Origin of the sequence: Roseicyclus salinarum, assembly GCF_029624655.1 — a bacterium.
GTDB classification, from domain to species: domain Bacteria; phylum Pseudomonadota; class Alphaproteobacteria; order Rhodobacterales; family Rhodobacteraceae; genus Roseibacterium; species Roseibacterium salinarum.
Genome location: NZ_JARRSA010000005.1, coordinates 80521 through 102308, shown reverse-complemented (window position 1 = coordinate 102308; position 21788 = coordinate 80521). Strand labels below are relative to the sequence as shown.

Below are 21788 nucleotides of genomic sequence, written 5' to 3'. Positions count from 1 at the left end.
ACGGGAAGGCATCCGCAGCACTTGGCCGCAAGCCATTCGGGCGAAGGGCTTATTCGCCTTGTCCACATGTGGATAACTCTATCGCTCATCAAAAGGGCGCCTCCACGCGGCCAAGCCCGACATAGACGGATTTCGGCTGGCTGTAGGCCTCGATCGCGGCGCGCGCGTTCTCGCGCCCGATGCCGCTGGCCTTCACCCCGCCGAAGGGCATCTCGATGGGCGTCAGGTTGTACTGGTTGATCCAGCAGGTGCCCGCACGGAGCGCGCGCACCACGCGGTGTGCGCGGGCGATGTCGCGTGTGAAGACGCCGGCGGAAAGACCGAACTCGGTCGCGTTCGCGCGCTCCACGACCTCGGCCTCGTCCGCGAAGCCAAGGACCGACATCACGGGACCGAAGATTTCCTCGCGCGCGATCGTCATCGTGTCGGTGACCTCCGCGAAGACCGTGGGCTCTATGAACCATCCGGGTCCTGGCGGCACGCCGCCGCCGGCGACCAGCCGCGCGCCTTCGGACAGGCCTTTCTCGATGTAATTCAGGACGATGGCGCGCTGTCCTTCCGACACCATGGGGCCGATATGCGTGGCCTCGTCCATCGGGTCGCCGATCACGGCCCCGGCCGTCCGCTCGGCGAGGCGCGACAGAAAGGCGTCACGGACGCCGTCCTGCACGAAGACCCGCGTGCCGTTCGAGCAGATCTGCCCTGTGGAGTAGAAATTGGCGTTGATCGCGGCGCTCACCGCGTCTTCCACGTCGGCGTCGTCAAAGACGATCAGGGGCGACTTGCCGCCAAGCTCCATCGTGACGTGCTTCAGCCCCGCGGCCGCGGCTTCGTAGACCTTGCGGCCCGTGGGCACGGACCCCGTGAGCGAGACCTTGGAGACGCGGTCGTCCGCCACCAGCGCCGCGCCGACCTCGCCACCGCCCTGGATCACGTTGAAAAGGCCCGGAGGCGCGCCGGCCTCGATCAGGATTTCCGCGAGTTTCAGGGCGCTTAGCGGCGTTTCCTCTGATGGTTTGAACACCATCGCGTTGCCGCAGGCAAGCGCCGGCGCGGCCTTCCAGCAGGCGATCTGGATCGGGTAGTTCCACGCCCCGATGCCCACGCACACGCCCAGCGGCTCGCGGATCGTGTAGGCGAAGTCGCCGCCCAGCTCGACCGCCTCGCCTGTTAGCGTGCCGGCCATGCCGCCGAAATACTCGAGGCAGTCGGCCCCGCTCGCCGCGTCGGCCACCAGCGTCTCGGACATCGGCTTGCCGGTGTCCATCGTCTCGATCTCCGAGAGCTCACGGTTGCGCGCGCGGATGATCTGCGCCGCGCGCGTCAGGACGCGCCCGCGCTCCGTTCCCGTCCGCGAGGCCCAGTCGCGCTGCGCCGCTTCGGCGGAGGCGAGCGCGGCCTCGATCACCCCGGGCGTCGCGCCATGGACCTGTCCCAGCCGCGCGCCGGTGGCGGGACAGATCAGCGGAATGACGGCGCCGCCGGCATCCTCGTGCGCCTCGCCGTTCACGAAATGGCTGGCTTTCGGCTGCAGGTTCATCGTCATTCTCCCCTTGGGAAGCGCTGGCTGTCTTCCAGCACGTTCAGGTCCATGTGATTGCGCATGTAGCGGTCCGAGGCGTCTCGCAACGGCTGGAAATCCCAAGGGAAATAGGCTCCGTTGCGCAGCGCCTCGTAGACGGTCAGGCGCCGCGCCTGGCTGTCCCGCACCTCGGCGTCGAAGGCCTCGAGGTCCCAGCGGGCGGCGGCCATGACGCGGAAACGCTCCAGTGTCGCGACGTGGCCGGGCTCGCCTGCGAGGTCGTGCATCTCGTGCGGATCGGCCTCCAGGTCGAAAAGTTGTTCGGGGTCGAGCGCGCAGTTGGTGTATTTCCAGCGACCGGCCCGCAGCGCGATCATCGGCGAGATGCTGGCCTCGGCGGCGTATTCCATCGCGACGGGGCTTTCGCGGCGCCTGCCCCCTGCGAGCGGCACGAGGGTTTCGCCATCGGTCCACGGCATCACCTCGTCCATCGAGACACCGGCCAGATCGCAGAGCGTCGGGCAGAGGTCCAGTGTCGAGACCGGGGCCTCGATCCGTCCAGGGGCCATCCCCGGCGCCGAGATCATCAGCGGCACCCGCGCGGCGCCTTCGTAGAAGCTCATCTTGAACCACAGGCCGCGCTCGCCCAGCATGTCCCCGTGGTCGGAGACGAAGACGACGATGGCCTCCTGCCCGGTGCGCTCCATCACGTCGAGAAGGCTCGCGATCTTCTGGTCGATATAGGAGATGTTGGCGAAATAGGCACGGCGGGCGCTGGCGACGTGGTCCGGGGTGATGTCGTAGCTGCGCCAGTCGTTCGCGTCGAAGATGCGCTGCGAATGCGGATCGTGGCGGTCCTCGTCCAAAGCATCAACATCAGGATGCAAGTGCTTGCAATCGCGATACAGGTCCCAGAATTTTCGGCGCGCCACATAGGGATCGTGGGGATGGGTGAAGCTGACCGTCAGGCACCAGGGGCGTTCGTCCCGGCCGCGCGCGAGGTCATAGAGCTTCTGCTCGGCGTTGAAGGCGACCTCGTCGTCGTATTCCATCTGGTTGGTGATCTCGGCCACGCCCGCGCCGGTCACGCTGCCCATGTTGTGATACCACCAGTCGATCCGCTCGCCGGGTCTGCGGTAATCGGGCGTCCAGCCGAAATCGGCGGGGTAGATGTCGGTCGTCAGGCGCTGTTCGAACCCGTGAAGCTGGTCGGGGCCCACGAAATGCATCTTGCCCGAAAGGCAGGTCTGGTAGCCCGCGCGCCGCAGGTGATGGGCGAAGGTGGGGATGTCCGAGGCGAACTCGGCCGCGTTGTCGTAGACCTGCGTCCGCGAGGGCAGGCGCCCCGACATGAAGCTCGCCCGCGCCGGCGCGCAGAGCGGCGAGGCGGTGTAGGCGTTCGCGAAACGGGTCGAGCGTTCGGCCAGCGCCTTCAGCGCGGGGGTGTGCAGCCAGTCCGCCGGGCCGTCGGGGAACAGCGTCCCGTTCAGCTGATCCACCATCAAGATCAGGATGTTGGGACGCGTCATGCCCGCGCTCCAGTCTCGTGGTCGAGGGCGGCGAGAACGTGGGCCGTCGCGGTCCCCGCGGTCATTGCGTCAGGGTCGAGCGCGGCGCGCAGGTAAAGCCCGTCGATCAGTCCCGCGACGCGCTCGGCGATGCCGGGCGCGCGCGCGTCCGCGAGGGGGCGCAGTTCGTGCACGAGGTTCGAGCGCAGCCGGCGCTGGTAGACCGTCAGAAGACGGCGCGCGGCAGGGTCCGTGGCGGCGAGGACGTAGAAGTTCAGCCATGCAGCTACGACCTCGCGCCGGAAGTTCGAGGGGCCGAAACTGGCGCGGACGAGGGCGGCGAGCCGTTCCTTCGGCCCCGTCGCCGTCATCAGCGCGCCGCGCACCTCCGCGCCGTAAAGCGACAGGATCGCGCGCATCGCGGCAAGAAACAGCCTGTCCTTGCCGCCGAAGTAGTGGAACGCCAGCGCCGGCGACACGCCCGCGCGCCGTGCGATCTGCCCCACGGTGACGTCGAGGCTTCCGGTCGCGCCGATCTCCAGGATCGCCGCCTCGACCAGTTCCTCGCGCCTCAGGCTTTCCGTTCTGCGTTCCGACATGCCAGGTCCTCCGTCACGCATGGCTCTCATAACTTGATTGATCCGTCAATCAACAGGGATGAGCGCTTGCCACCGCGGCGGAGGGGTGTTGAAACTATGCGCAGACCAACGAACCGAAAAAATCCGAAGGGAGACACTCATGAAACGCCTGCTGACAGCGACGGCTCTCACGGCACTGGGCGCGGGTTCGGCCTTTGCGCAGTGCGAATCCGTGACCTTTTCCGACGTCGGCTGGACCGACATCACCGCGACGACCGCAGCCACGACCGTCGTGCTCGACGCGCTCGGCTACGAGACCGAGACGCTGGTCCTGTCGGTGCCCGTGACCTACACCTCGCTGGCCGAGGGCGACGTGGACGTGTTCCTCGGCAACTGGATGCCGACGATGGAGGCCGACATCGCCCCCTATCGCGATGCGGGAACCGTGGACACGGTCCGCGCCAACCTCGAGGGCGCGAAATACACCCTCGCCACCAACGCCGCGGGCGCCGCGCTCGGCATCACGGACTTCTCCGACATCGCCGCGAACGCCGGCGCGCTGGAGCGCGAGATCTACGGCATCGAGCCGGGCAACGACGGCAACCGCCTGATCATGGACATGATCGACCAGAACGCCTTCGCGCTCGGCGACGCGGAGTTCGAGGTGGTCGAAAGCTCGGAGCAGGGGATGCTGGCGCAGGTCGAGCGCGCGAGCGACCGCGGCGAGCCGGTGGTCTTCCTCGGCTGGGAGCCGCACCCGATGAACGCCAACTTCGAGCTGACCTACCTTACGGGCGGCGACGACTGGTTCGGGCCGGACCTCGGCGGGGCCACCGTCTACACGAACACCCGCGCGGGCTTCGTCGAGGAATGCCCGAACCTCGGCGCCTTCCTCGAGAATCTCGAATTCAGCCTCGCGATGGAGAACGAGATCATGGGCGCGATCCTGAACGACGGCGAGGATCCCCGCGATGCCGCGACGGCGTGGATGGCGCAGAACCCCGAAGTGGTTATGGGGTGGCTCGAGGGCGTGACGACGGTCGACGGCGGCGATGCCCGCGCGGCCGTGTCCGAAGCGCTCGGCCTCTGAGCGGCGACCGAGCCAAGGGGGAGACGGGCGGTGACGTACCACGCGCCGCCCGTCTTCACGTGGGGACCTGAGCGATGCTGAACTGGCTGACGGAGTGTGACGAGGGCCTGCCGGACGAGGGCGGGCCGCTCGCTGTCCTGTCGGAGTGCAAGCTGCGCGTGGGCGACGCGGCCGAGGCGGGCTTCGACTGGCTTCAGGACAACCTGTCCGGTGTCTTCGACGCAATGTCCGCCGCGCTCGAGGTGCTGATCGAGGCGATCCTCGCCGTGTTGCAGAGCCCGCCCAACACAGGATGGTTCCAGGACCTGCGGCGGTCCGAGATCACCTATCTCTATCCCGAGGCGTGGCACCCGATCCTGATCACGGCGCTTTTCGCGCTTCTGGCATGGTGGCTGCACCGCAACTGGCGGATGCCGGCCCTGATCGCCGTGGGCCTCCTGTTCATCATCAACCAGGATTACTGGGACGAGACGACCGAAAGCCTCACGCTGGTGCTCGCGGCCTGCGTGGTGTGCATGGGGATCGGCGTTCCGGTGGGGATCGCCGCCGCGCACCGGCCGCGCCTCTATGCTTGGATGCGGCCCGTCCTCGACCTGATGCAGACGCTGCCGACCTTCGTCTATCTCATCCCCGCGATCGTCTTTTTCGGCATCGGCATGGTCCCTGGCCTGATCGCGACGGTGATCTTCGTCCTGCCCGCGCCGATCCGGCTGACGCACCTTGGCATATCCTCCACGCCGCGGGCGCTGATGGAGGCGGCGGACGCCTTCGGCGCGACGCCGCGCCAGAAGCTCTGGAAGGTGGAATTCCCCTCGGCGCTGCCTCAGATCATGGCGGGCCTCAACCAGACGATCATGCTGTCGCTGTCGATGGTGGTGATCGCGGCGCTGGTCGGCGCCTCGGGCCTCGGCGTCCCGGTGGTGCGCGCGCTCAACCAGGTGAACACGGGCCTCGGCTTCGAGGCCGGGCTGATCATCGTGGTCGTCGCCATCTTGCTCGACCGTCTTCTGAGGGTGCCGTCGAAATGACCGCGGTGCGATTCAACGAGGTCTGCATCACGTTCGGCCCGCAGCCCGCGCAGGCGCTTTCCATGGCCGACGAGGGCGCCACGCGCGCCGAAATCCAGGCCGCGACCACCAATGTGCTGGGGGTCCACGACTGCTCGCTCGAGGTCGAGGAGGGCGAGATCCTCGTGCTCATGGGTCTGTCGGGATCGGGCAAGTCGACCCTCCTGCGTGCGGTCAACGGCCTCAACCCCGTGGCGCGCGGGTCGGTCGAGGTCTCGGTCGGCGACCGGATGATCGACGTCACGCACGCCCCGCAGCGGGTCCTGCGGCACATCCGGCAGACGCGCGTGGCCATGGTCTTCCAGCAATTCGGCCTGCTGCCCTGGCGGACGGTGCGCGAGAACGTGGGGTTCGGCCTCGAGCTTTCGGGGGCATCGGCGGCCGAGCGGAACGCGCGCGTCGTGCAACAGCTGGACCTCGTGGGCCTGTCGGATTGGGCCGACCGCCGCGTGGGCGAGCTGTCGGGGGGGATGCAGCAGCGCGTCGGCCTTGCACGCGCCTTCGCCACCGACGCGCCGATCCTGTTGATGGACGAGCCCTTCTCGGCGCTCGACCCCCTGATCCGCACCAAGCTGCAGGACGAGCTTCTGGACCTTCAGCGCGACCTCAAACGCACGATCATCTTCGTCAGTCACGACCTTGACGAGGCGTTCAAGATCGGCAACCGCATCGCGATCATGGAGGGCGGGCGCATCGTCCAGCTCGGCACGCCGCGTGACATATTCTCGGATCCCGCAAGCGATTACGTCGCGGAGTTCGTCGCCAACATGAACCCCCTCGGCGTGCTGACCGCGCAGGACGTGATGCTGGCCGGGGCGGGCAAGCCCGGCACGCTGGGCCCGCGCTGCGACACCGAGGCGCCGGTGCGCGAACTGATGGAGATCCTCGCCGCCGGCGCGCCCCGCGTCGTCGTGCAGAGGGACGGCGCGGTGATCGGCGTGGTGACGACGGAAAGCATCGTGGCCCGCCTGTGCGCCGGAAACGCAGAGCACGGCGATGACGGGGACGGCGGCGACGACGGGTCGGGGTTCTTCGACGGGCTCGTCAGGGGCGGCTGATCAGCCCTCCTGAAGACGCGCGATCAGCCGCTCGAGGTGATGGTCGCTGTCGCCGAACTGGTGGTCGATCATGACCAGCCGCTTGGCGTAGTGGCTGACCGGGTAGTCCCATGTCATCGCGATGCCGCCATGCATCTGGATCGCCTCCTCGGCCACTTGTCGGGCGATGCGCCCCACAAGGTGCTTGGCCTGGCTCGCTCGGTGCGATCGCTCGGGCCCGTCCGCTGCGGCTGCGGCGGAAATGACGGCCGAGCGCGCCTGTTCGATCTCGATCTGCAGGTCCACCGTGCGGTGCTGAAGCGCCTGGAACGCGCCGATCGGCTGGCCGAACTGCCTGCGGGTGCCAAGATACTCCACCAGCATCGCGAACGCGGCCTCCATCGCCCCGAGCGCCTCGGCCGAAAGCGCGAGCGCGGCCAGGTCGAGCGCCTCTGCAACGGCGCCTGCGTCCAGTGGCAGTCGCAGTGCCGGCGCCGCGTCCAGCATCACCTCGCCTGCCGGGCCGCCGTCGATCATGCCGTAGGCCGTGATCTCGGCCGCCGCGGCCTCGACATCGAAGACGGCAAGCCCGTCGCGGGCCCTTGCGGCCACCAGAATCCGGTCGGCCGCGCCCGCGCCGTAGACAACCGTCTTTCGGCCCGAAACTGTCCACAGCCCGTCCTCCTCGACCGCCTCCGAGGCGATTTCGTCGAGGTCGTAGGGCGCGTCCGTCTCGCCGATGGCGACCGCATACCGCACGCCGCCCAAAAGGACGCCGTCGACAGCCACGCCCGCCAGCGTCAGAAGCCTCAGGGCCATGAGCGCCGGAAGCACCGGCTCGGGGCAGAGCGCACGGCCCAGTTCCTCGAACACGACCGCGACGTCGAAGCCGCCACCGCCCATTCCGCCCGCGTCCTCCGCGACAAAGGCGTAAAGGACGCCCAACTCCGCAAGGCCGGTCCATGCCGCGGGATCGTGGAACGGCGCTTCGTAGGCGACCTTCGTGCGATGCGCGAAACCGTAGCTGTCGGCCAGATACCGCCGAAGCGTCTCGGCCAGCATCCGCCGGTCATCCGTCATCTCGAAATTCATCGCGACATCAATCCCTTGGCAAGGATGTTGCGCTGGATCTCGTTCGATCCGCCATAGATCGAGATCTTGCGGTTGTTGAAGTAGCTCGCGGCGTTGCGCGCATGGCCTTCGGGCGCGATCGCAAGGTTGCCTTCAAGCTCCTCGGACGGGAACGGCGCCGCCGCGGGTCCCAGCGCGCGGCGCGCAAGGTCGTTGATCGCCTGCCGGATCACCGTGCCCTTGATCTTCACCATCGACGGCTCGCTCGAAAGCCGTCCACCTTGCGCCGCGCGCGCGAGCATCCGCAGGTTGGTGATCTTCATCGCCTCCAGCTCGGCTTCGACCTCGGCCAGCCGCGCGGCGAAAAGCGTGTTCTGGATAAGCGGCTTGCCGCCTCGCATGACCTTGCGCGCCAGGTCCTTCACCTGCTCCAGTGCGTGGATCGAGAAGCCGACGCCAGCGATGTTCGTCCGCTCGTGGCCGAGCAGGAACTTCGCGATGGTCCAGCCCTCGTTCTCCTTGCCGACGAGGTTTTCCACAGGCACCCTGACGTCTGTGAAGAAGACCTCGTTCACCTCGTAGCCACCCTCGATCAGGCGGATCGGCCGCATCTCGATGCCGGGCGTGTCGAGGTCGACCAGGAGGAACGAGATCCCCTCCTGCGGCTTGCCCTCGGATGCTGTCCGCACGAGGCAGAAGATGCGGTTGGCGTGCTGGCCAAGCGTCGTCCATGTCTTCTGGCCGTTCACGACGTAATGCGCGCCGTCACGCAGGGCCCGCGTCTTCAGGCTGGCAAGGTCCGAGCCCGCGCCCGGCTCGGAATAGCCCTGGCACCACCAGTCGCGGCCGTCGAGGATGCGGGGCAGGAATTCCGACTGTTGCGCCGCCGTGCCGAAGGCGACGAGAACGGGCCCCAACATGCTGACCCCGAAAGGAACGATGCGTGGCGCCCCGGCGCGGCAACATTCCTCCTCGAAGATGTGGCGTTCCACCGGGCCCCAGCCCTGTCCGCCGAATTCCTCGGGCCACGCCCCGGCGAGCCAGCCGCGTCGGTTCAGGATCGCGTGCCAGCGCTCCATGTCCGCCTTGGAGAGGTCCTTGCGGGCCTGCACCTTTTCGGAGAGGTCGGTGGGCAGGTTCTCGTCTAGGAAACGCCGCACCTCCTCCTGAAAGGCGCGTTCCCTGGGCGAATAGGTCAGGTCCATGTCGTATCCCTCCGCCTTGGGGACGTCGCGGCCGCGGCGGCGCTCAGAAGAACGCCTGAAGCCCTGTCTGCGCGCGGCCGAGGATCAGCGCGTGGACATCGTGCGTGCCCTCGTAGGTGTTCACCGTCTCGAGGTTCTGCGCGTGACGCATGACGTGGTACTCGGCCATGATGCCGTTGCCGCCGTGCATGTCGCGCGCGGCCCGCGCGATGTCCAAAGCCTTGCCGCAATTGTTCCGTTTCATCAACGAGATGACCTCTGGCGCGCAGGTGCCCTCGTCAAGCATCCGCCCCGCGCGGAGCGCCCCTTGCAGCCCCAGCGCGATCTCCGTCTGCATGTCGGCCAGCTTCTTCTGGAACAGCTGTGTCTGGGCCAGCGGGCGGTTGAACTGCACCCGGTCGAGCCCGTATTGCCGGGCCCGGTGCCAGCAATCCTCGGCGGCGCCCATGACGCCCCAGCTGATCCCGTAGCGCGCACGGTTGAGGCAGCCGAAGGGCCCTTTCAGCCCCTCGACGTTGGGCAGAAGCGCGTCTTCGCCGACCTCGACGCCGTCCATGACGATCTCGCCCGTGACCGAGGCCCGCAGGCTGAGCTTGCCGCCGATCTTCGGCGCCGAAAGCCCCTTCATCCCCTTCTCGAGGATGAAGCCCCGGATCTTTCCGCCATGCGCCTCGGACTTGGCCCAGACCACGAAGACATCGGCGATGGGCGCGTTCGAGATCCACATCTTCGAGCCGTTCAGGACGTAGCCGCCCTCCACCTTCCGCGCGACCGTCTTCATGCCGGCCGGGTCGCTGCCGGCATCGGGCTCGGTCAGCCCGAAGCAGCCGATCAGCGCGCCCTTCGCGAGGCCCGGCAGGTACTTCTCCCGCTGCGCTTCCGAGCCGTAGGCATTGATGGGATACATCACGAGAGAGGACTGCACGCTCATCATCGAGCGGTAGCCCGAGTCGACGCGCTCGATCTCGCGCGCGACAAGGCCGTAGGTGACATAGCCCGCACCGAGCCCGCCGTACTCCTCAGGGATCGTCACGCCCAGAAGTCCCATTTCGCCCATCAGGCCAAAGACTTCGGGTTCGACCTTCTCGTCGAGATAGGCGTCCTTCACCCGCGGCGCGAGCTCGGCTTCGGCGAAGCTTCGCGCGCTTTGGGCGATCATGCGCTCGTCCTCGTCCAGCTGGTGGTCGAGGTGAAACGGATCTGCCCAATCGAACGGGGCAAGCGAGGGTCCGGTGGTGCGGCTCTGACCGTCAGGCATGTCGGGAACTCCCTTCCAACTTCTCCCCAGACATAGCAGCTGCGCGACGGCTTCAACAGAGGGGGCGCTTGCAGGGCCGCCGAGCGCCGTCTAGCGTCCATCCCGGCCGCAGGGGAGGTTTTCAATGGATCTAGGAATGACGGAGCGGGTGCGACCGCTGGTCGAGGCGGTGCGGCAGATGGTCCGCGACGAGATCGCGCCGCTCGACGCCGAATACCACCGCGAGGTCGGGCGTCACCCGTCGGGCGACCGGTTCGCCATGACCGAGCGGCAAATCCAGATCCTTCGGGACCTAAAGTCGACGGCGAAGGCGCGCGGCCTGTGGAATTTCTGGCTGACCGACAGCGCGAACGGCTTCGGCCTCAGCACCGTCGAATACGCCTACCTTGCCGAGGAGATGGGGGCGGTCTCGATCGCGCCCGAGGCCTTCAACTGCAACGCCCCCGACACCGGCAACATGGAAGTGCTCGAGCGCTACGGCACGAAGGTCCAGAAGGAACGTTGGCTTCCCGGGCTGATGGACGGCGAGACGCGCTCGGCCTACCTCATGACCGAGCCCGGCGTGGCCTCGTCCGACGCCACGCAGATCGCGCTGGAGTGCCGGCGGAAGGGCGACGCCTACGTCCTGAACGGCGAGAAATACTGGGCGACGGGGGCGGGCGACCCGCGCTGCGGTCTCTACATCGTGATGGCTTGCACCGACCCCGAGGCGGCGCGGCACGCGCGCCACACGATGCTCCTCGTGCCCGCCGACAGCGACGGGATCGAGGTACTACGCCCCATGCAGGTCTTCGGCCACGACGATGCGCCGCATGGCCACATGCACATCCGTTTCCGCGACGTGCGCGTGCCGGCCGAGGCGGTCGTCCTCGGCGAGGGGCGTGGCTTCGAGGTGGCGCAGGGCAGGCTCGGGCCCGGGCGTATCCACCACTGCATGCGCGCCATCGGTCGTGCCGAATTCGCGTTGGAACTGATGTGCCGCAGGGCCCTGTCCCGCAGCGCCTTCGGCCGGCCGCTGGCCGAGCTGGGCGCGAACCACGACATCGTCGCGAACGCGCGCATCGACATCGAGATGACCCGGCTTCTGTGCCTGAAGGCGGCGTGGATGATGGACACCGCCGGCGTCCGCGCCGCCCAGCCCTGGATTTCCAAGATCAAGGTGCAGGCGCCGCTCATGGCGTTGAGGGTCGTGGACGAGGCCATGCAGATGCACGGCGCCACCGGGATCAGCCAGGACACGCCCCTCGCGGCGATCTGGGCCGACCTGCGCACGCTGCGGTTCGCAGACGGCCCGGACGCCGTGCATCGTCGGCAGGTGGCGCGCGCGGAACTGCGCAAATACACCAACACAGCACCATGAGCCTGGACCTCGACGCGGTCTCGGACTGGCTGCGCGCTTGCAACGGCGGGGCGCAAACCGTTGTTCGCGCGACCAAGTATCCGGGCGGGCAGTCCAACCCGACCTACCTCCTGGAGACGGAGGGCGCGCCGCTCGTCCTGCGCCGGAAGCCCTCGGGGACGCTTTTGAAGTCGGCGCATGCGGTCGATCGGGAATACCGTGTGCAGGCCGCGCTCGCCGGCACGAGTGTGCCCGTCGCGCGCATGATCGCCTATTGCGACGATGCAGCCGTCATCGGGTCGGAGTTCTACGTCATGGAGCGCGTCGCGGGTCGCTCGTTTGACGATCCGCGACTGCCGTCGATCCCCGTCCCGGAAAGGCATTTGTACATCAAGGAGATGGGGCGCGTTCTTGCGGCGATCCATTCGGTCGATCCGGTGGAAGTGGGCCTTGGCGACTTCGGTCCGCGCGGGGGCTACTTCCGGCGCCAGATCGACAGGTGGTCGGGCCAGTACCGCGCGACCGAGACGGAGCGCGTGGCGGCGATGGACCGCCTGGTGGCCGCGCTCGACGCGGCCTGTCCGCACGATGACGGCCGCGTGACGCTCGTCCACGGCGATTATCGCATCGACAACCTGCTTTTCGCGCCGGAGGCGCCGCGCATCGCCGCCGTCCTCGACTGGGAATTGTCCACCCTTGGCCACCCCTTCGCTGACCTTGCGTCGGTCGTCATGCAGTGGCGGATGCCGCCGGGCGCGCAGGGCCGGGGCCTGAGGGGTGTCGACCGCGAGGCCGAGGGACTGATCGCCGACGAGGCGTTCGTGGCGCTCTATTGCGAACACATGGGTTTGACGGGAATACCGGATTTCGAGGTCTGCGTCGCCTTCTGCTTCTTCCGGATGGCCGCGATCCTGCAGGGCGTGAAGAAACGCGCGCTGGACGGCAACGCGTCCGACCCCGCACGGGGTCTGCAACTCGGCGCGCTCGTGCCGCTCTATGCCGAGGCTGGCTTGGAGGCGCTCGATGGAGGCTCTTGATCCAGCACTCCGGGAAGAGGCCTATGCCCTCCAGACGCTGCTCGGCTTCGAGCTGACGGGGTGGGGCGAGGGGCGGGCCCGGGTCGAGCTTCCCGTCCGCCCCGGTCTTTCCAATCGGCAGGGGCTGGTCCACGGCGGCGTCCACGCCACGCTGCTTGACACCGCGATGGGGTTCTCGGGCTGTTTCACGGGCGACCCCTCGCGGCGCGTGACGGCCCTGACCCTGTCCTTGACGGTGAACTACATAAGCCAGGTCAGGGGGATGCGGCTTATTGCCGATGCGACACGGATGGGCGGCGGCCGCTCGACCTTCTTCGCGTCGGCCACGCTGTCGGACGAGACCGGGCATCGTGTGGCCACCGCGACCGGCGTGTTCCGCTATCGCGCCGCGGACGCGAAAACCTGAGGCGCCCGCGCCCGTCGCGCTTGATGCCGGCGCCGCGATGACGTTTGCTTGCGCCGCACACGAACGCGCGGAAGGGCAATTCATGACGGGACCGAGGCGGCACTGGCGCGAGATGACGACGCGCGACTTTTCGACCGGGGAGACCGGCGACTGGATCGCGGTCCTGCCGATCGCGGCAATCGAACAGCACGGACCGCACCTGCCCGTGGGGGTCGACGCCCTGATCGCGGAGGCCATGGTGGCGCGCTGCGCCGAGGCGCTTCCCCCCGAGGCGCCGGTCACGTTCCTGCCGGTTCAGCAGGTCTGCAAGTCCAACGAGCACGTGGCCTTTCCCGGAACGCTCACGCTCGACTGGGATACGGCGATCCGCTCGTGGCTTTCCATCGGACACGGCGTGGCCCGCGCCGGGCTTCGCAAGCTGGTGATCGTCACCAGCCACGGCGGCAACGTGGCGCCGATGGAAATCGTCGCGCGCGAGTTGCGGCAGACGCACGCCATGGCAGTGGCCACCACGGCGTGGACGCGCCTCGCGTCGGCGCGCGCCTACACGTATCCGGAAGGTCCCATGGTGGACATCCACGGCGGGCTGTCGGAGACGTCGATGATGCTCGCGCTCCATCCCGAGCTTGTCCGCACCGAACTGGCCGAGGACTTCGCCAGCGCCCAGACCGCGCTCCGGCAGGGCTCTGCCAAGCTGGGGTTCCACATGGCCGACGCCAACCTCGGCTGGCTCTCGCAGGACCTCAACCCGAAAGGCACCGTCGGCGACGCGTCCTCCGCCACGGCCGCGCTCGGCGCTGCGGACATCGCGTCGCAGGTGGAGGGCTTCGTGGCCCTGATGCAGGACATGATGCGCGTCGTTCCGCCAGAGCCGGTCTGAACCCGCGCTGTGCATGGAAAGGAGCCGTTCCGGCTTGGAACTTTCCAGCTTTTCCTGACGGTTCAGCCGCATATATCCCCATCTATTCGCATGTTTCGCGACATTCGCGCTGCGTTCCGGCTCATCCCCAGACCCGTCATGCCGGCGCCGGTGATGGGCCGAACTGGGGGGCATCGAAGCACGGCCGCGGGATGCGGTGCGGGGCCGCCGCGCGCGCGTCCGAAGCAGGGCAAGAAGCAGGGCAAGAAGCAGGGTAAAGCGGCCCGGCCGCCTTTCCGCCGGACCAGCGGTGCGGACGGTCCGTAAACGCTCGCGCCGGGCTGCCCTTGCAGGCCCCCTGTGCCACCACTAAGACTCTGTCAGACCGCGTTGGATTTTGAGGCAGGCCCCGATGAACGACCCTATCGATCACTACATGAACACGCTCGTCCCGATGGTCGTCGAACAGACGAGCCGCGGCGAGCGCGCCTACGACATCTTCTCGCGGCTGCTGAAGGAGCGCATCATCTTCGTCTCCGGCCCCGTCCATGACGGCATGTCGAGCCTGATCGTGGCCCAGCTCCTGCACCTGGAGGCGGACAACCCCTCCAAGGAAATCTCGATGTACATCAACTCGCCCGGCGGCGTGGTGACGAGCGGCCTCTCCATCTACGACACGATGCAGTACATCCGGCCCAAGGTCTCGACGCTGGTGGTGGGGCAGGCGGCCTCGATGGGGTCGCTTCTGCTGACGGCCGGCGAAAAGGGAATGCGCTTCTCGCTGCCCAACAGCCGCATCATGGTCCACCAGCCCTCCGGCGGATACCAGGGCCAGGCGACGGACATCATGATACATGCGCGCGAGACGCAGAAACTGAAGGACCGCCTTAACCAGATCTATGTCAAGCACACGGGTCAGGACATCGGGGCCGTGGAGGAAGCGCTGGAGCGCGACAACTTCATGGATCCCGAACAGGCGAAGGAGTGGGGCCTGATCGACGAGATCGTCACGGACCGTGGTGCGGTCGAGGGCGCCAAATCCTGAGGCCCGGCGGGCCGCCCGGGGCCGGGCGGCCCGGGAAATTGACGATTGTGGTGGCGCCGGGGCTGAATTAGGCTGACGGGAACGCGACTGGCGAAGACGAAGTGCGGGGTATCAGCCCCGGCAAGAACCCGCTAGGGGACCCGCAAGGGAGACGACATGGCAAGCTCATCCGGCAGCGACTCGAAGAATACGCTCTACTGCTCGTTCTGCGGCAAGAGCCAGCACGAGGTTCGCAAGCTCATCGCCGGGCCGACGGTGTTCATATGCGACGAGTGCGTGGAACTCTGCATGGACATCATCCGGGAGGAGACGAAGACCGCCGGCCTCAAGTCGACGGACGGCGTGCCGGCTCCGAAGGAAATCTGTGACGTTCTCGACGATTACGTCATCGGACAGGCGCACGCCAAGCGCGTCCTGTCCGTCGCCGTGCACAACCACTACAAGCGCCTGAACCACGCCGGGAAATCCGACATCGAGCTGGCGAAGTCGAACATCCTGCTGATCGGCCCGACCGGCTGCGGCAAGACCCTGCTTGCGCAGACGCTGGCGCGCATCCTCGACGTGCCGTTCACGATGGCGGACGCCACCACGCTGACCGAGGCCGGCTATGTCGGCGAGGATGTGGAAAACATCATCCTGAAGCTGCTTCAGGCCAGCGAATACAACGTCGACCGGGCGCAGCGCGGCATCGTCTACATCGACGAGGTCGACAAGATCACCCGCAAGTCCGACAATCCCTCCATCACGCGCGACGTGTCGGGCGAGGGCGTGCAGCAGGCGCTTCTGAAGATCATGGAGGGCACCGTGGCCTCCGTGCCGCCGCAGGGCGGGCGCAAGCATCCGCAGCAGGAATTCCTGCAGGTGGACACGACCAACATCCTGTTCATTTGCGGTGGCGCCTTCGCGGGCCTCGAGAAGATCATCGCGCAGCGCGGCAAGGGGTCGGCAATCGGTTTCGGCGCCGACGTCAAGGATAACGAAAGCCGTGGCGTGGGCGAGGTGTTCAAGGAACTCGAGCCCGAGGACCTGCTGAAATTCGGCCTGATCCCGGAATTCGTCGGACGCCTGCCCGTCATCGCGACGCTGACCGATCTCGACGAAGCCGCTCTTGTGCAGATCCTTACGGAGCCGAAGAACGCTCTGGTCAAGCAGTACCAGCGGCTGTTCGAGCTCGAGGACGTGAAGCTGACCTTCACCGACGACGCGCTGACGGCGATCGCCAAGCGTGCCATCGCGCGCAAGACCGGCGCGCGAGGCCTTCGCTCGATCATGGAGGACATCCTCCTCGACACGATGTTCGAACTTCCCGGCGCCGAGGGGGTGGAGGAAGTGGTCGTGAACGAGGAGTCGGTAAGCTCCGAGGTCAAGCCGCTGATGATCTACGCCGAGCGCACCAAGGACGGGTCCGCCTCGGCAGGCTGAATGCCGGCGGGTCCGGGGGGCGCGCGCGTGGCAGCGCGCGCCGGTCCTCCTAGCGCAGCCAGAGCTTCTCGCGCTTCAGCGTGCTGCGGATCGCCTGCTCCCGCCGGGGCAGGGCCGCACGGTCGAATAGCGCGCGCGCCTGCTCGCCCTTTCCCTGGTAGATCATGCGACGCATCGGCTCGTGCGTCTTGAGGACCTTCTTGATCCGGTTCTGCATGGCGACGGCCTCGAGCGCCTCGACGACGCGATCCTCCTCGCGCGCATAGAGCAACGGCAGATGCCGGTAGTGGCAGCTGTGGCTTCCGTCGAGAAAGCCCTGGGGCAGCGCGTCTCGCCCGCCGCCGAGGCCGTGGATCACGAGGGGCAGCGCCACCTGGTCCAGCCAGGGATCCAGGGACTGGCACACCAGTTCGGCGGGCGGGTCGTCCCGGATCGTGCGCGCGTATTCGAGATAGCGCGCGCCGAATGTCCTTGGGGAACGATGATAGAAGAACCCCGCGTTGAAATAGAGATGGCGCCGCCAGTATTCCTCGGGCTGCGTGAGGTCGAGCGAGCTGTCGAAGTCGAGGCCGAAGCGGTCATAGAGCGCCTTCCAGATTTCTGCGTATCCGGGGCCGTAAAGTTCGATCCGGGGCCATGTCGCCTCGACCCGCAGGCTGGCGGAAGGGCGGTCGAAGTCGAAGGGTACCTCGGTCAGATCGCCGAGGATCAGCGTGTCGCTGTCGAAGAAGACGAAGGGCGCGTCCGGGGGCAGGGCCGCAAGAAGCTCGATCTTGTTGCCATGGGGATAGTCCTCGCCGAAACACGGCGTCTCGAAGGGCAGGATCTCCGCCCCCAGATCGTCCAGAAGCGCGCGCACGGCCGGGTCCGAAATGCGCGGATCGCGGCGCCAGCGTGGGCCCGGCTGTGGTTCGGCCGCGAAAAGCCGTCCGGGAAAGTCCGGCATGGCGGCGCGGAACGACGCGCAGAACAGGGCCGCCTCGTATTGCAGCCGCCCGGCCTGCGCCACGACGACCACGTTGAACGGCGTGAGGGGCGGCCCGAGGCCGGGATCGGTCGTGTCCATGGTTGGCCCGGTTTCGCCTGCGGATGGATCGCGTCGCGCAATCTATAGCGCCTGCGAGCGGCGCGGGCCATCATCGCGGCGCCAGGGGGCAGGCCCGTGCCGTCAGGCGGGCTCGCCCCCATCGTCCTGCGACGTGAAGAGGCCGCCATAAGTCTCGCGCAGGACGTTCTTCTGAACCTTGCCCATCGTGTTGCGCGGCAGGGCATCGATCACCAGGATCTTCCGGGGATGCTTGAACCGCGCGAGGGACCGGCCGATGGCCTCGGCGATCGCGTCGGCATCGGGCGACGCGCCGGGTTCCGGCACGACCAGCGCCAGCACGGTCTCGCCGAAATCGGGATGCGGCACGCCGACCACGGCGCTTTCAAGGACGCCGGGCTGGTCGTCCAGCACCATCTCGACCTCCTTTGGGTAGATGTTGTAACCGCCCGAGATGATCAGGTCCTTCTGCCGGCCCACGATCTGGACATAGCCGTCCGCGTCGATCCGCCCGAGATCGCCGGTGATGAAGAACCCGTCCTCGCGCAGTTCGGCGGCCGTCTTTTCTGGCATCTGCCAGTAACCCTTGAACACGTTCGGTCCGCGCACCTCGATCACGCCGGTCTCGCCCTGCGGCAGCTCGGCGCCGGTGCCGGGATCGGTGATCTTCAACTCCACGCCGGGAAGCGGGAAGCCCACCGTGCCCGCGCGCCGTTCGCCCTCGTAGGGGTTGGAGGTGTTCATGTTGGTCTCGGTCATGCCGTAGCGCTCGAGGATGCGGTGGCCGGTGCGCGCCTCGAAGCGGACATGCGTTTCGGCCAGAAGCGGCGCGGACCCCGAGACGAACAGGCGCATGTGCGCCGCAAGTTCCCGCGTGAAGCGCGGATCGTCCAGAAGCCGCGTGTAGAACGTGGGTACCCCCATCATCGCGGTGGCCTCGGGCATTGCCGCGATCACCGCGTCGAGGTCGAACTTCGGCAGGAAGATCATCGCCCCGCCGACCAGCGCCATCACGTTCGTCGCGACGAAAAGGCCGTGGGTGTGGAAGATCGGCAGCGCGTGCAGAAGCACGTCCTCGCGCGTGAAGCGCCAGTAATCGGCCAGCGTCTCGGCATTCGACAGAAGGTTGTCCTGCGTCAGCATCGCGCCCTTCGACCGACCCGTTGTGCCCGAGGTGTAGAGGAACGCGGCAAGGTCGTCGCCGCTGCGCGCAACCGTGTCGAAGGTGGCGGGCATGTCCGCCGCCCTGTCGGCGAGCGAGCCGGTGCCGTCGCCGCTCAACGTCTCGAGGCGCGCGCCGCAGCGCTGCGCGATCGGCGCGACGCGAGCCCGCTTGCCGTCGTCGCAGACGACCATCGCCGCGCCGCTGTTCTCGACGAAGTAGGCGAGCTCTTCGGCGGTATAGGCGGTGTTGAGCGGCAGGAAGATCACGCCGGCCTGCGCACAGGCGGCGACGAGGGCAAGCGCCTGCGGAGACTTCTCGACCTGCGCGGCAAGCCTGTCGCCCGGCCGCAGCCCGGCCTCCGTCAGCGCATGGGTGATCCGCGCCGCCATCGCAAGGAAGGCCGCATAGCTGATCGCGGGACCGCCCGGCGTCAGCAGGAACGGATCGTCGCGCCCCTCGTGGGCCTTGAAGAGCCTGTCGTAAAGCGGATTGGCCATCACCTTCTCCCCCCGCCGCGCGGTGTGCGGCCTCGTGCAACCAAGTGGCCTGGGAGAAGTGGTGGGCGACCCTGGAATCGAACCAGGCATGGGTCTCCCCGGCGGAGTTACAGTCCGCTGCCGCACCTTGCAGCACGTCGCCCGACGCGAAGCGGTGGATAGCGGCGTGCCATAAGGGCGTCAACCTCAAATGCCGGGCGTGCCCGGTGTCGGCCGGGCTTTCCTTTCGGGCCGCCCGCGCGTAACCGGTGGGGCGGCTGATGGAGGGCGCAACGTGACGAAGAAACCCGCCTGGGTGGTCGAGAAGGAGCGTCAGCGCCGTGCCGCTGCGTCCGAGACGGTGTGGCTTTTCGGGCTTCATGCGGTCCGTGACGCGCTGATGAACCCGGCGCGCGAGAAGGTTCGCCTCGTCGTGACGCGCAACGCGGCCGACAAGCTTGCCGACGTGATCCCCGAGGGCGGGCTCGAACCCGAGATCGCGGACCCGCGCAAGTTTCCCGCGCCGCTCGATCCGGGCTCGGTCCACCAGGGGGCGGCGCTCGAGGTGCGCGCGCTCGACTGGGGGCGGCTCGAGGACGTGGCGCTGGCCGAGGGCGCGCCGCGCCTCGTGCTTCTCGACCGGGTGTCCGACCCCCACAACGTCGGCGCGATCCTGCGCTCGGCCGAGGTCTTCGGCGCGCGCGCGGTCATCGCGCCCGCCCGCCATTCCGCGCCCGAGACCGGCGCGCTGGCCAAGACCGCGAGCGGCGCGTTGGAACGCCAGCCCTACCTGCGCGTGGGCAACCTCGGCAACGCGATCGAGACGCTGAAGGACATGGGCTATGTCGTGATCGGCCTCGACGGGGAGGGCCCGGTCGAGATCGCCGAGGCGGCGCGGCAGGCGGCGGGCCGTCCGGCGGCGCTCGTGCTGGGCGCGGAGGGGCCGGGGCTGCGGGACCGGACGCGCGAGCTGTGCGACATCCTCGCCCGCATCCCCTCGGCAGGCGGTTTCGGATCGCTCAACGTCTCCAATGCGGCCGCCGTCTCCCTATATGCCCTTGCAAACGGATGACGAGGGACCCCAGCCGATGGCCAGCCAGACCAAGATCGCGACCTGTTCCTATTGCGGACGGCGGCAGACGCTGCAACTGACCGCGCGCCAGGGGCACGAACTTGCCTGCGGCTCGTGCGGGGCGCCGTTGCACGAAATGAAATGGCTGAAGGCGGGACGCGACGACGAGACCGTGAAGCGCAGTCCACGCAGGCCCGCCCCGCATGGCGGGCCGCTTCCGCCGACGGGCCCGGGCGGCCGCCAGCGCGACGACGCGCGGCACGATCCGCGCAAGACGAAGCGCCGCAACAAGCGCAAGGGTCTCCTGCGGGAGGTGTTCGAAGAGGCCTTCGACATCCTCGAGGACATCTTCGACTGAGCGATCACGAACCATCGCCTTTCGTCACGACATGGCGAGGAGGGGATGCCGGCGCGCGCGGATGCTGGCACTGTCGCCCGCACGTCGTTCCGCCGGAGATCCTGCCCATGACCACGCGCCGCGCGCTGATCGGACTTGCCGCGCTTCTTCCCGTCCTCTGTCCCGCCGCCCTCCACGCGGCCGAGCCGCGCATCTTTCAGCGTGGCGGCCTTGCGCTCGGCGGCAGCGATCCCGTCGCCTATTTCGAGGCCGGGGCCCCGGCGCAGGGGCTGCCGACGGTCGACTTCGACTGGATGGGCGCGCGCTGGACCTTCGCCAGCACCGCCAACCGCGATGCCTTCGCCGCCGGGCCCGAAGCCTTCGCGCCGGCCTTCGGCGGATACTGCGCCTTCGCCGCGTCGCGCGGCTATCTCGCGCCGACGATACCCGAGGCCTGGGCGATCCATGAGGGGCGCCTCTACCTCAACGCGAGCCTGCGCGCGCGCGAGCTGTGGCTGGCGGAACTGCCGGGCGTGATCGCGGCGGGCGAGGCGAACTGGCCCGCGATCCTGGGCTGAGTTCACGATTTCTTGCGGCCCCTTCAAAACGGCGGCCCGCGTCCCACCTTAATGCACAGGCGCCGCGGTTCGGAACACCGCGCGCCCATCACTGTCCCTCGTTCCGTAACTCGCGCCCGCCGCAAAATCCGCTGCGGGCGCTTTTTTGTCGTGCTATGCAGGCACCATGACCGAGACACCCTCCGACACCCTGCTGCGCCGCATCCTGCGGGACGCGAAAAGCTTCGCCTGCATCGGCGTCAGTCCGAACCCGGTACGCCCCTCGCATTACGTCGCGCGATACCTCAAGCTGAAGGGCTACCGCGTGGTCCCGGTGAACCCGGTTCACGCGGGAAGCGAGCTCTTTGGCGAGAGGGTGCTGGGCGATCTTTCCGAGATCGAGGGCGGCGTGGACGTCATCGACATCTTCCGCCGCCCCGAGGCCGTCCCCGCGATCGTCGAGGCGGCGCTCGCGATGGAACCGCGCCCGAAGGTGATCTGGATGCAGATCGGCGTGACCCATCCAGAGGCCGCCGCGCGGGCCGAGGCGGAGGGCCTGACGGTAATCCAGAACCGCTGTCCCAAGATCGAATATCAGCGCCTCTTCGGCGAGCTGCGCATGGGCGGCTTCGCCACCGGCGTCATCTCCTCGAAGCTCTGAGCATCCGTCGCGCGGCGGCCCGGCTTCATCC

General features: G+C 67.9%; 21 protein-coding genes and 1 tRNA gene. 13 read left to right on the top strand and 9 right to left on the bottom strand.

Translation table 11 applies throughout. From position 1 onward, the window contains the following. Positions 1–88: 88 nt before the first annotated feature. The 3 genes from betB to betI are packed head-to-tail and all read right to left on the bottom strand — an operon-like array spanning position 89 to position 3629. Entirely contained in the window at positions 89–1546 is a 1458-nt protein-coding gene (gene betB, locus P6F26_RS04755) for a betaine-aldehyde dehydrogenase (protein ID WP_278027503.1), read from the bottom strand. Continuing rightward, the gene (gene betC, locus P6F26_RS04750; protein WP_278027502.1) at positions 1543–3051 is read right to left on the bottom strand and encodes a choline-sulfatase; all 1509 of its coding nucleotides are present in this window, start codon (positions 3049–3051) and stop codon (positions 1543–1545) included. Before betC ends, betB begins: the two co-directional genes overlap by 4 nt. Beyond that, positions 3048–3629 (bottom strand): choline-binding transcriptional repressor BetI, encoded by a 582-nt coding sequence (gene betI / locus P6F26_RS04745; RefSeq protein WP_278027501.1) that lies wholly within the window; start codon positions 3627–3629, stop codon positions 3048–3050. The genes betC and betI overlap by 4 nt, the downstream gene beginning before the upstream one ends. A 139-nt stretch (positions 3630–3768) precedes the next feature. Between betI and choX the strand changes: the two genes are divergently transcribed. The 3 genes from choX to choV all read left to right on the top strand — a co-directional run bounded on the left by choX (position 3769) and on the right by choV (position 6823). Continuing rightward, positions 3769–4698: a choline ABC transporter substrate-binding protein gene (gene choX, locus P6F26_RS04740; RefSeq protein ID WP_278027500.1), complete on the top strand. Its 930-nt coding sequence runs from the start codon at positions 3769–3771 to the stop codon at positions 4696–4698. A gap of 74 nt (positions 4699–4772) precedes the next feature. Beyond that, positions 4773–5726, top strand: a complete 954-nt coding sequence (choW, locus tag P6F26_RS04735; protein ID WP_278027499.1) for a choline ABC transporter permease subunit — start codon at positions 4773–4775, stop codon at positions 5724–5726. Continuing rightward, entirely contained in the window at positions 5723–6823 is a 1101-nt protein-coding gene (gene choV, locus P6F26_RS04730) for a choline ABC transporter ATP-binding protein (protein ID WP_278027498.1), read from the top strand. The genes choW and choV overlap by 4 nt, the downstream gene beginning before the upstream one ends. Here choV and P6F26_RS04725 read toward each other — a convergent pair whose 3' ends face one another. Genes P6F26_RS04725 through P6F26_RS04715 form a run of 3 tightly spaced genes read right to left on the bottom strand, consistent with a single transcriptional unit; the run spans position 6824 to position 10336 of the window. Beyond that, a complete protein-coding gene (locus P6F26_RS04725; RefSeq protein ID WP_278027497.1) occupies positions 6824–7894 on the bottom strand; it encodes an acyl-CoA dehydrogenase family protein in 1071 nt (356 codons plus the stop codon). Then, positions 7891–9078 (bottom strand): acyl-CoA dehydrogenase family protein, encoded by a 1188-nt coding sequence (locus P6F26_RS04720; protein ID WP_278027496.1) that lies wholly within the window; start codon positions 9076–9078, stop codon positions 7891–7893. Before P6F26_RS04720 ends, P6F26_RS04725 begins: the two co-directional genes overlap by 4 nt. A gap of 43 nt (positions 9079–9121) precedes the next feature. Continuing rightward, a complete protein-coding gene (locus P6F26_RS04715) occupies positions 9122–10336 on the bottom strand; it encodes an acyl-CoA dehydrogenase (RefSeq protein ID WP_278027495.1) in 1215 nt (404 codons plus the stop codon). 124 nt (positions 10337–10460) lie between these two features. Between P6F26_RS04715 and P6F26_RS04710 the strand changes: the two genes are divergently transcribed. The 6 genes from P6F26_RS04710 (at position 10461) to clpX (ending at position 16444) form a co-directional block, all read left to right on the top strand. Beyond that, a complete protein-coding gene (locus tag P6F26_RS04710) occupies positions 10461–11696 on the top strand; it encodes an acyl-CoA dehydrogenase family protein (protein WP_278027494.1) in 1236 nt (411 codons plus the stop codon). Next, entirely contained in the window at positions 11693–12712 is a 1020-nt protein-coding gene (locus P6F26_RS04705) for a phosphotransferase family protein (protein ID WP_278027493.1), read from the top strand. The genes P6F26_RS04710 and P6F26_RS04705 overlap by 4 nt, the downstream gene beginning before the upstream one ends. Then, on the top strand, positions 12699–13118 hold the full coding sequence (locus P6F26_RS04700) for a PaaI family thioesterase (protein ID WP_278027492.1): 420 nt from the start codon (positions 12699–12701) through the stop codon (positions 13116–13118). Before P6F26_RS04705 ends, P6F26_RS04700 begins: the two co-directional genes overlap by 14 nt. Positions 13119–13200: 82 nt before the next feature. Further along, complete coding sequence (locus P6F26_RS04695; RefSeq protein ID WP_278027491.1) at positions 13201–13998, top strand: creatininase family protein; 798 nt, start codon at positions 13201–13203, stop codon at positions 13996–13998. 391 nt (positions 13999–14389) lie between these two features. Next, positions 14390–15022: an ATP-dependent Clp protease proteolytic subunit gene (locus P6F26_RS04690; RefSeq protein ID WP_278027490.1), complete on the top strand. Its 633-nt coding sequence runs from the start codon at positions 14390–14392 to the stop codon at positions 15020–15022. Between the two features lie 156 nt (positions 15023–15178). Further along, positions 15179–16444 (top strand): ATP-dependent Clp protease ATP-binding subunit ClpX, encoded by a 1266-nt coding sequence (gene clpX, locus P6F26_RS04685; RefSeq protein WP_278027489.1) that lies wholly within the window; start codon positions 15179–15181, stop codon positions 16442–16444. Between the two features lie 49 nt (positions 16445–16493). Here clpX and P6F26_RS04680 read toward each other — a convergent pair whose 3' ends face one another. From P6F26_RS04680 to P6F26_RS04670, 3 genes are all read right to left on the bottom strand, one after another. Further along, positions 16494–17510 (bottom strand): hypothetical protein, encoded by a 1017-nt coding sequence (locus P6F26_RS04680; RefSeq protein WP_278027488.1) that lies wholly within the window; start codon positions 17508–17510, stop codon positions 16494–16496. 102 nt (positions 17511–17612) lie between these two features. Then, positions 17613–19151 carry a malonate--CoA ligase gene (locus tag P6F26_RS04675; RefSeq protein ID WP_278027487.1) on the bottom strand — a complete coding sequence of 513 codons (1539 nt, stop codon included), beginning with the start codon at positions 19149–19151 and terminating at the stop codon, positions 17613–17615. A gap of 59 nt (positions 19152–19210) precedes the next feature. After that, a tRNA-Tyr gene (locus tag P6F26_RS04670) sits at positions 19211–19294 on the bottom strand. Between the two features lie 131 nt (positions 19295–19425). Between P6F26_RS04670 and rlmB the strand changes: the two genes are divergently transcribed. The 4 genes from rlmB to P6F26_RS04650 all read left to right on the top strand — a co-directional run bounded on the left by rlmB (position 19426) and on the right by P6F26_RS04650 (position 21757). Then, positions 19426–20202 carry a 23S rRNA (guanosine(2251)-2'-O)-methyltransferase RlmB gene (gene rlmB / locus P6F26_RS04665; protein ID WP_278027486.1) on the top strand — a complete coding sequence of 259 codons (777 nt, stop codon included), beginning with the start codon at positions 19426–19428 and terminating at the stop codon, positions 20200–20202. 16 nt (positions 20203–20218) lie between these two features. Beyond that, entirely contained in the window at positions 20219–20560 is a 342-nt protein-coding gene (locus P6F26_RS04660) for a hypothetical protein (protein ID WP_278027485.1), read from the top strand. A 107-nt stretch (positions 20561–20667) separates the two neighbouring features. Then, a complete protein-coding gene (locus P6F26_RS04655) occupies positions 20668–21117 on the top strand; it encodes a YHS domain-containing (seleno)protein (RefSeq protein WP_278027484.1) in 450 nt (149 codons plus the stop codon). A 166-nt stretch (positions 21118–21283) separates the two neighbouring features. Further along, positions 21284–21757 (top strand): CoA-binding protein, encoded by a 474-nt coding sequence (locus tag P6F26_RS04650; RefSeq protein ID WP_278027483.1) that lies wholly within the window; start codon positions 21284–21286, stop codon positions 21755–21757. Positions 21758–21788: the final 31 nt, after the last annotated feature.